Origin of the sequence: Longimicrobium sp. (assembly GCA_036387335.1) — a bacterium.
GTDB lineage: Bacteria > Gemmatimonadota > Gemmatimonadetes > Longimicrobiales > Longimicrobiaceae > Longimicrobium.
On the sequence record DASVTZ010000083.1, the window covers coordinates 34,107 to 43,602 of the forward strand.

Consider the following 9,496-nt stretch of genomic DNA (forward strand, 5'->3'; position numbering starts at 1 on the left):
GCGGCGGCGGGCACGGGCAGCCACGTGGGGCTGCCCCTACGGGATCCGTGCGGAGGGGCGGGGGCGGGGGCATGGCGGGCGGTGGGCAGACACGCAGGTCTGCCCCTACGGGTATCGGTGTCAAAGGCGGGCGGCGGAGCAGCGGCGGGCACGGGCGCGATGAATCGCGCCCCTACCAGTCATCTGCGAGGGGTGGGCGAAGTTCTCCCCCTCACCCGCCCTGCGCCCCCGCAGGCGGGGGAGGGGGCCGGGGGGAGGGGGCCCTCCGCGACCCAAGCCCCCTCTCTCGATGACAGGAGGGCGCAGCCCTCTCCTGTTATCGGGAGAGGGGGCAGGCGAGTGTAACGAGCCGGGGGTGAGGGCTCCATTAGCCGCTTTGACAAACCGCCGCGCGGGCGCTAAGTTGAGTGGCGTGATTATTGCAAATGCGCGCGGCATCCCCGCACATTTTTCGGTTCGATGAGCGCCCGAGTACTGGGCGTCGTACCGGCACGTATCGGCTCGTCGCGCTTGCCGCGGAAGCCGCTCTTCCCCATCGCTGGCAGGCCACTCCTGGAGTGGGTCTGGCGCCGGGCGATGGGGATCGCTGTGTTCGACGCGGTCGTGATCGCCACGGATTCCGATGAGGTCGCGGACGCGTGCCATGGATTCGGGGCGGAGGTGCGGCTCACCGATCCGGCGCACCCCTCCGGCACCGACCGCGTGGCCGAGGTGGTCCGGGCCGAGGAGTACGCGGGGTACGAGGTGATCGTCAACGTGCAGGGCGACGAGCCATTTCTGCTGGCCGAGCACGCGGGCGCGGCGATCGGGCTGGTGCGCGACGGCGGGTGGGAGCTGGGGACGGTGGCGACGCCCATCCGCACCCGCGCCGAGTGGCTGGAGCCCGCCGTGGTCAAGGTGGTGCGCGGCGATGACGGTGGTGCGCTCCTCTTCACCCGGGCGCCCATCCCTCACCCCCGCGACGCCGAGCCTGACTTCAGCGGCGACACGTACCTGCGCCACGTGGGGCTCTACGCCTACCGCCGCGACGCGCTGCTGCGCTGGGTCGCGCTGCCGGAAGGGCGGCTGGAGCAGATCGAGAAGCTGGAGCAGCTCCGCCCGCTGGCGGCGGGGATGCGCATGGGCGTGGCCGTGGGCCCGCCGGCCGAAGGGGGGATCGACACTCCGGCCGACGCCGCGCGCGCGGAACGCCTCCTACGAAACGAGTCCACACCTCCGGAGCGAGCAGCCGAATGACCGCCCTGAACACGGCGCCCACCAAGTACATCTTCGTCACCGGCGGCGTCGTCTCGTCGCTCGGCAAGGGGATCGCGGCCGCGTCGCTGGGCCGGCTCCTGGTGGAGCGCGGGCTCCGCGTGACGATCCAGAAGTTCGATCCCTACATCAACGTGGACCCCGGCACGCTCTCGCCCTTCCAGCACGGCGAGGTCTTCGTGACCGACGACGGCGCGGAGACGGACCTGGACCTGGGCCACTACGAGCGCTTCGTGGGCGAGAGCCTGTCGCAGTCCAACAGCATCACCACCGGGCGCATCTACCAGGACGTCATCACCCGCGAGCGCCGTGGCGAGTACCTGGGCGCCACCGTTCAGGTGATCCCGCACATCACGGACGCCATCAAGGGGGCGATCCGCCGCCTGGCGCCCAACCACGACGTCGTCATCACCGAGATCGGCGGCACGGTGGGCGACATCGAGAGCCTTCCCTTCCTCGAGGCCATCCGCCAGTACCGGCAGGAGGTGGGGCGCGAGCACACGCTCTTCGTGCACCTCACGCTGCTGCCGTACATCGCGGCCGCCGGCGAGCTGAAGACGAAGCCGACGCAGCACTCCGTGCGCGAGCTGATGCAGATCGGCATTCAGCCGGATGTGCTGATCTGCCGCAGCGAGCGGGCCATCGAGCCGGACATGCGCCGCAAGATCGCGCTCTTCTGCAACGTCGACGTGGCGTCGGTGATCGAGGCGCGCGACGCGGAGACCATCTACGAGGTGCCGCTGGAGTACCACCGGCAGCGGCTGGACGAGCTGGTGGTCAACAAGCTGGGGCTCAACACCCCCAAGCCCGACCTGGCCGAGTGGCGCGAGCTGGTGAGCCGGCTCAAGAACCCCAGCAACGGCGAGGTGCGCATCGCCGTCGTGGGCAAGTACGTGGCGCTGATCGACTCGTACAAGTCGGTGCAGGAGGCGCTGATCCACGGCGGGATCGCGGCGGATGCCAAGGTCAGGATCGAGTGGCTCTCCTCGGAGGACTTCGAGAACGGCGAGGGCGCGGAGAAGCTGGCCGGCTACCACGGCCTGCTGATCCCCGGCGGCTTCGGCGTGCGCGGCGTGGAGGGAATGCTCTCCGCCATCCGCTGGGCGCGCGAGAACGGCCTTCCCTTCTTCGGCATCTGCCTGGGGATGCAGACCGCGATCATCGAGTTCTCGCGCACTGTGTGCGGCATCGAGGAGGCGCACTCGGCCGAGTGGGAGCGCGCCACCAGCGACCCCGTGATCTGCCTGATGGACTCGCAGCGCCAGATCACCGACCTGGGCGGCACCATGCGGCTGGGGGCGTACACCGCGCGGCTGCAGCCCGGCTCGCGCGCGGCGGACATCTACGGCGCGCTGGAGATCAGCGAGCGCCACCGCCACCGCTACGAGGTGAACAACGTGTACCGCGAGGCGCTGGGCGAGCAGGGGATGCACTTCAGCGGGCTGTCGCCGGACGGCAACCTGGTGGAGATGATCGAGCTTCCGTCGCACCCGTGGTTCGTGGCTACGCAGGCGCATCCGGAGCTCAAGTCGCGCCCGGACCAGCCGCACCCGCTCTTCGCCTCGTTCGTGACGGCGGCCGCGGCGTACCGCGACGGGCAGAACGCGCCCGCGCCCCAGCCCGAGCTGATGGCGGAGGCGTCGTCGTGAGCCAGGCGCTCGCGCGCGGCGGCGTCGGCGTCGCGGAGCTCTTTCGCGTCGGCGCGCCGTTCTTTCTGATTGCGGGGCCGTGCGTGCTGGAGGACGACCGGCTCAACCTTTCCATCGCCGAGGCGCTGGCGAGGATGGCGGACGACCTGTCGCTCCCGCTGCTCTTCAAGGCGTCGTTCGACAAGGCGAACCGCTCCTCCGCCGGCTCGCCGCGCGGGCCGGGGATGGAGGAGGGGCTGCGCAAGCTGGCGCGCGTGCGCGACGAGGTGGGGCTGCCGCTGATCACCGACGTGCACGAGCCGGCGCAGTGCGCAGCCGTCGCCGAGGTGGCGGACGCGCTCCAGATCCCCGCCTTCCTCTGCCGCCAGACCGACCTGCTGGTTGCGGCGGGGGCGACGGGGCGGCCGGTGAACGTGAAGAAGGGGCAGTGGATGGGGCCCCACGAGATGCGCGGCGCCGCGGACAAGCTGCGCGGCGCGGGCGCCGGCGGCGTGGCGGTGACGGAGCGCGGCACCTTTTTCGGCTACGGCAACCTGGTGGTGGACATGCGCTCCTTCGTGCAGATGCGCGAGGCGTGCGACGCTCCCACCGTGTTCGACGGCACCCACTCCGTGCAGCGTCCCGGTGAAGGTGCGGGCGTCAGCGGCGGCGAGCCTCGTTTCATCCCGCACCTGGTACGCGCCGCGGTGGCCGCAGGCGCCGACGCGCTCTTTCTGGAGACGCACCCCGACCCGGCCAACGCGCCGTCGGACTCCACCAACATGCTCCCCATCGAGCGGCTGCGCCCGCTGGTGGAAGAGGTGCTCGCCCTGCGCGCCGCTCTGGGCTTCGGCGGATGATGACGCCCGTGCGGGACCCGCCCGCCGCCATCCCGCGCGACGATGCGCGCCGCATCCGCCTCGTCATCCTGGACGTGGACGGCGTGATGACGGACGGCGGCATCTACCTGGGCGCGACGTCGAGCGGCGAGCGGGTGGAGCTGAAGCGCTTCGAGATCCAGGACGGCATCGGCACCCGGCTCCTGCACGAGGGCGGGATCAGGGTCGCCATCGTCACCGGGCGCGTGTCGAAGGCGGTGGCGATGCGCGCGGAGGAGCTGATGATCCTCGAGGTGCACCAGGACCGCACCGCCTCCAAGCTGCGCATCGTAACAACGATGCTGGAGCGGCTGGGGATCGGCTGGGAGGAGACCGCCTTCCTGGGCGACGACCTCCCCGACCTCCCCGTGATGCGGCGCGTGGGGCTCCCCGCGGCGGTGGGGAACGCGGCGAGCGACGTCCGCGCGGCGGCGCGGTGGCAGGGGACGCGGCACGGCGGCTACGGGGCCGTGCGCGAGTTCGCGGAGGCGCTGCTGGTGGCGCGCGGGCAGTGGAGCGCCCTTGTGGAAGCATACGTCCGCCAGCGCGAGGCGGGGCTGTGACGATGGCGGCGCCGGCGGGGATCGGCACGGACGAGATGCTGGAGCGTGCGCGCCACGTGATCCGCACCGAGGCCGCGTCGGTCGCCGCGCTGGAGGGCCGCATCGGCGCCGAGTTCGCGGCGGCGGTGGACGCGGTGCTGGAGGCGACGGGGCGCGTCATCGTGGCCGGGGTGGGGAAGAGCGGCATCGTGGGCCGCAAGCTCGCCGCCACCCTCACCTCCACCGGCACCCCGGCCGTCTTCCTCCACCCCGTCGAGGCGCTGCACGGCGATCTGGGCCTGGTGGGGAGCGGCGACGTCGCCATCCTCCTCTCCAAGAGCGGCGAGAGCGAGGAGCTGCGCGGCCTGCTGGAGTACCTGAAGCGGATGGATGTCGGCGTGGTCGCCCTCACCGGGCGCCGCGAGTCCGCGCTGGCGCGCCAGGCGGACTGGGTGCTGGACTGCTCGGTGGCCGAAGAGGCGTGCCCGCACGACCTCGCCCCCACCTCGTCCACCGCCGCCGCCATGGCGATGGGCGATGCGCTGGCGGTCGCCCTCCTCCTGCGCCGCGGCTTCGGGCGCGACGACTTCGCCCGCTTCCACCCCGGCGGTGCGCTCGGACGCCGGCTGCTGCTGCGCGTGCAGGACGTGATGGAGACGAGCGACCTGCCGCTGCTCCCCACCGGCGCCACCATGCGCCAGGCCCTCGTGCCCCTCGCCGAGCGCCGCGGAACGGTGGCGGTGGTGGATGACGAGGGGCGCCTGCTGGGCGTCGTCACCTCGGGGGATCTCACGCGGCTGATGGAGCGCGAGGAACACTTCTACGGAATCGCCGTATCCGAAGTCATGACTCGCGATCCCAAAACCGTAGAGCCGGGCGAGCTCGCCGCCGCGGCCGTGGGCGTCATGGAGCGTCACGGCGTCATGGCGCTCCCCGTGGTGGATGAGGGGCGCGTCGTGGGGATGGTGCACCTCCACGACCTGATGCGGGCGGGGGCGGTATGAGGATTTGGGGTCATTCTACCCGGGCGAGTGAACTCGCGGCAACAAAAGCACAAAGTCCGCCTTCGCGGACTCCGGGGCGGGCGTCGGTGTCAGCCCGGCGAGTCCCCGCAGGGGGACTTTGTGCGGTTGTTGCCGCGACTTTAGTCGCCGGGCTGATTGCCGGGTGCGGGAGGACCACCACCCCCATCGGCACGGCGGCGTTCGAGGCGGACGCGAACCAGGTGACGATCGGGATGAAGATGAAGATGACGGAGGAAGGCACCACCAAGGCCGACATCTTCGCCGACACCGCCATCACCATGCCCGGCCAGACGCGCACGAATCTCAAGGGGGTGCGGCTCCTCTTCACCACCCCGTCGGGCCAGCAGGGTACCCTCACGTCCAAGACGGGCGAGTACGACCCGGCGTCGCAGGTGATGGTGGCGCGGGGGAGCGTGGTGCTCATCATCCCCGGCGAGCAGGGGAAGGGGAAGCGCACCATCAAGAGCGAGGAGCTCCACTGGGACCAGCGCGGCGACCGCGTGTGGAGCGAAAAGGCGACGAGCCTCCTCGAGGACGGCAAGACGCTGTACACGCAGGGCTTCACCGCGGACAGCCGGTTCACGAACGTCCAGGGCACCAACGCCCGGACCGGCTCCGTGCAGGTGGGTGACGGAGGGATACGATTCTGATGCGCTACTTCATACTCGCGATCGCGGCGGCGCTTGCCGCCACGCCGGCGGCCCTGGCCGCGCAGGCGAATTCCTGCCTCCTGGAATACCAGAACGGGCCGTGGACCGCCGTGGGCGACCCCGCCAGCCGCGTCATCTCCGCGGACGGTCCGCTGCTGGTGAAGTGCGCCGGCGGCGAGGAGCTACGCGCGGACAGCGCCGTGATCTACCAGGCGATGAACGAGGTGCACCTCTTCGGGCAGGTGGACTTCCAGGATCCAACGCGCACGCTGACCGCCGACCGCGCCATCTACAACTCCGGCACCGGGCGGCTCTTCGCGCAGGGGAACGTCATCTTCACGGACAAGCAGCGCGGCTCCACCCTGCGCGGGCCGGAGCTGGAGTACTTCAAGGCGATGCCGGGGCGGCCGGACGCGCAGGCCATCGCCACGCAGCGCCCGCACCTGACGCTGGTGCCGCGCGGGAACAGCGGCCAGCGGCGCGACCCCATGGAGATCGACGGCGACCGCATCACGAGCACCGGCGACAAGTTCATGACCGCCGAGGGGAACGTGGTGATCGTCAGCAAGGACGTGAGATCCACGGCCGCCACCGCCTTCTACGACGCCACCGCCGAGCGGATGGAGCTGCGCACCGCCGCCCGCGTCCGTAATCCGAAGTACGAGCTGCAGGGCGAGTACATCGAGAGCAACCTGCGCGACGGCAAGCTGGCCCGCGTCCTGGCCCGCACCAACGCACGGCTGGACAGCGAGCGGCTGGACATCGACGGGCCGCAGCTCCTGATGTTCTTTGAGAACGACAAGCTGCAGCGCGTCGTCAGCGGCCGTGAGCCGCAGGCGGCGGCGCCGCGCGACAGCACGAAGGCCCTTCCGCGCTCGGTGGCGCTTGCGAGCGGGTTCCGGCTGGAGGCAGATTCGCTGGAGGCGATCATGCCTGGCCAGGAGCTGCGCGAGGTGCACGCGGTCGGCTCGGCACACGGGGTGGCGTGGGACACGGTGGCGGCGGCCGTGCCGGGCGACACCGCCGCGCGCCAGCGGGTGACCGCCCCGCCCGTGGCGCTGGAAGACCGCGACCTGATCCTGGCGGACACCATCATCGGCTACTTCACGCGCGACACCACGGCCCGCCGCCCCGCCCGCGACAGCGCGGACGCAAAGGTGAAGATCGAGCGGATGGTGGCCATCGGCAACGCGCGCTCCATTTACCGCGTGCGCAACGACAACGCGCCGGCGGGGCAGAAGCCCGCCATCAACTACCTGAACGCCGACCACGTGGACCTGGCGTTCCACGACGGCCAGGTGGACAACGCCCGCGCCCGGGGCGTGCACCGCGGCGTCTACCTGGACCCCGGCCAGCCCAAGGCGCCGGCGGACAGCGCGTCGGCAGGCACGCCGGCCGGTACGGCTGGAGCACGGCCGGCCCCGGGGAACACCGCCGCCCGCACGCCGACTCCCGGCCGCACCCCCGCGCCGGGCACACCGGCGGCAGCTACGGGAACGGCCGCGCAGACCCCCCGTCCCGCGCCCACGGGTGCGCCGGGCCGCGGCACGCGCATCCCCACCGCGCGTCCGGTTGCGCCCGCAATGCCGACGCCCGCCGCGCCCGCACCGCAGGGGGGGACGCGCCCGTGATGCAAGGCCGTCTGGCGCGGATGGTGGCGGAAGTACCCCCCACCGACGTATCTACCCTGATCGCGCTGCGCGCGCTGGTGGCGCGCGACGACGGCGGGCACGAGGTCGCCCGGCCCGAGTGGCACACGCGCATGCGCGAGGAGTACCGCCGCTGGTACGGCCCGCCCAGCGGCCACACGGAGGCGCACGGCGAGCTCGGCTCCTTTCAGGACGCGGAGACGGAGCACTACCTGGACGAGCAGGTGCTGGCACGCCTGCGCGCGGACGAGGTGGTGGAGCTGCTGGGCGGGGAAGGGGAGCCGCACGAGAACGGCGCCGGGTGGAGCACGATCCGCCTCTCCCCCTGGGTGCTGGCAGAGGTAGGGAACGGTCGCGACGAGGCGCTGGCCCTGCTCGACCACCACATCGGCGCCATCCTCACCCGCCAGGACGACGACTCCGCCGCCGTGCAGGCCGAAGCCACCGGAGCCGTACAGGACGAGGCCGCGCACGACGAGGAGTACTACGACTACCCGCGCGTACAGATCGTCGCCATGCCGGAGCCCGAGCCCGTGGCGGCGCCGGTGCGGCGGGGCCCCATCGTCGGCGGGATGACGCTGCGCGCGAAGGGGCTGGTCAAGAGCTACCGCAAGCGGCGCGTCGTCAACGAGGTGGACGTCGAGGTCACGCAAGGCGAGATCGTGGGGCTGCTGGGGCCCAACGGGGCGGGGAAGACCACCTCGTTCTACATGATGGTCGGTCTCATCAGCCCGGACAAAGGCGACGTCTACATCGGCGACCGGAAGCTCACGGGTGTCCCCATGTACCGCCGCGCGCGGGCGGGGATCGGGTACCTGGCGCAGGAGCCCTCCATCTTCCGCAAGCTGACGGTGGAGCAAAACGTCATGGCGATCCTGCAGACGCTCGGCATCCCCCGCGCGGAGCAGAAGCGCCGGCTGGAGGCGCTGCTGGACGAGCTGAGCATCAAGCACGTGCGGAAGTCGTACGCGTACTCCCTTTCCGGCGGCGAGCGGCGCCGGCTGGAGATCACGCGGGCGCTGGTGGGAAACCCCAAGTTCATGCTGCTGGACGAGCCGTTCGCGGGCGTGGACCCCATCGCCGTGCACGACATCCAGCAGATCGTGGCGGACCTGCGCCGCCGCGGGATCGGGGTGCTGATCTCCGACCACAACGTGGAGCAGACGCTGGACATCGTGGACCGCGCCTACATCATGTACGAAGGGCGCGTGCGCGTCTCCGGCACCGTGAGCGAGCTGGTGTGGAGCGACGAAGTGGCAGACCTTTACCTGGGACCCACGCTGGCGGCGCGCATGCGCGAGCGCTATCCCAACCCGTACGAAGCGCGCGCGGACGAGCCGGGCGAGCTGGACGCCCAGGAGCCGATGGCGTGAAAAGAAGTGCTAAGTGCTAAGTGCTAAGTGCTCAAGAGCTGTTTAGGACTTAGGACTTAGCACTTAGGACTCAAGCACTTAGGCTCCAGCGCCAGTTCGACGGTAAAGCGCGTTCCACGCGAACGTAATCCCCAACAGGACGAAGCGGCATGAAGACCGGTCTCTACCAGGGAACGACCCTCAAGCAGGAGATGAAGATCAACCCTCGCCTGTACCAGGCGATGGATCTTCTCTACATGCCGCTCCTGGACCTCCAGCAGCACCTCAAGCAGGAGCTGCTCAACAACCCGTTCCTGGACCTCGTGGAGAGCGACGTCGAGGACCAGGTGGAGCCCGAGCCGGAGGCCGAGAAGAAGACGGAGGACGACGAGATCGACTGGGAGGAGATCCTCCTGAACGGCTTCGAGACCGGCGGCCGCCGCGAGGAGTACGAGGAGCGGGAGTACTACGAGCCCGTGTCGGTGGACACCAAGGACCTGGGCGACCACCTGCACGAC

9 protein-coding genes are annotated in these 9,496 nt (G+C 70.9%); all 9 read left to right on the forward strand.

Annotation, left to right across the window (positions count from 1 at the left end):
- Positions 1-459: 459 nt before the first annotated feature.
- Entirely contained in the window at positions 460-1,236 is a 777-nt protein-coding gene (gene kdsB, locus VF647_07540) for a 3-deoxy-manno-octulosonate cytidylyltransferase (GenBank protein HEX8451931.1), read from the forward strand.
- Positions 1,233-2,903, forward strand: a complete 1,671-nt coding sequence (locus VF647_07545; protein ID HEX8451932.1) for a CTP synthase — start codon at positions 1,233-1,235, stop codon at positions 2,901-2,903. Before kdsB ends, VF647_07545 begins: the two co-directional genes overlap by 4 nt.
- A complete protein-coding gene (kdsA, locus tag VF647_07550) occupies positions 2,900-3,742 on the forward strand; it encodes a 3-deoxy-8-phosphooctulonate synthase (protein ID HEX8451933.1) in 843 nt (280 codons plus the stop codon). Before VF647_07545 ends, kdsA begins: the two co-directional genes overlap by 4 nt.
- Positions 3,739-4,323, forward strand: coding sequence for an HAD hydrolase family protein (locus VF647_07555; protein HEX8451934.1), 585 nt, complete (start codon positions 3,739-3,741; stop codon positions 4,321-4,323). The genes kdsA and VF647_07555 overlap by 4 nt, the downstream gene beginning before the upstream one ends.
- 2 nt (positions 4,324-4,325) lie before the next feature.
- Positions 4,326-5,306 carry a KpsF/GutQ family sugar-phosphate isomerase gene (locus VF647_07560; protein HEX8451935.1) on the forward strand — a complete coding sequence of 327 codons (981 nt, stop codon included), beginning with the start codon at positions 4,326-4,328 and terminating at the stop codon, positions 5,304-5,306.
- Positions 5,303-5,977 (forward strand): LPS export ABC transporter periplasmic protein LptC, encoded by a 675-nt coding sequence (gene lptC / locus VF647_07565; GenBank protein ID HEX8451936.1) that lies wholly within the window; start codon positions 5,303-5,305, stop codon positions 5,975-5,977. Before VF647_07560 ends, lptC begins: the two co-directional genes overlap by 4 nt.
- Positions 5,977-7,608: an OstA-like protein gene (locus VF647_07570; protein ID HEX8451937.1), complete on the forward strand. Its 1,632-nt coding sequence runs from the start codon at positions 5,977-5,979 to the stop codon at positions 7,606-7,608. Before lptC ends, VF647_07570 begins: the two co-directional genes overlap by 1 nt.
- On the forward strand, positions 7,608-8,999 hold the full coding sequence (gene lptB / locus VF647_07575) for an LPS export ABC transporter ATP-binding protein (protein ID HEX8451938.1): 1,392 nt from the start codon (positions 7,608-7,610) through the stop codon (positions 8,997-8,999). Before VF647_07570 ends, lptB begins: the two co-directional genes overlap by 1 nt.
- A 149-nt stretch (positions 9,000-9,148) precedes the next feature.
- On the forward strand, positions 9,149-9,496 hold a 348-nt coding region (locus tag VF647_07580; GenBank protein ID HEX8451939.1), incomplete at its 3' end, for a hypothetical protein.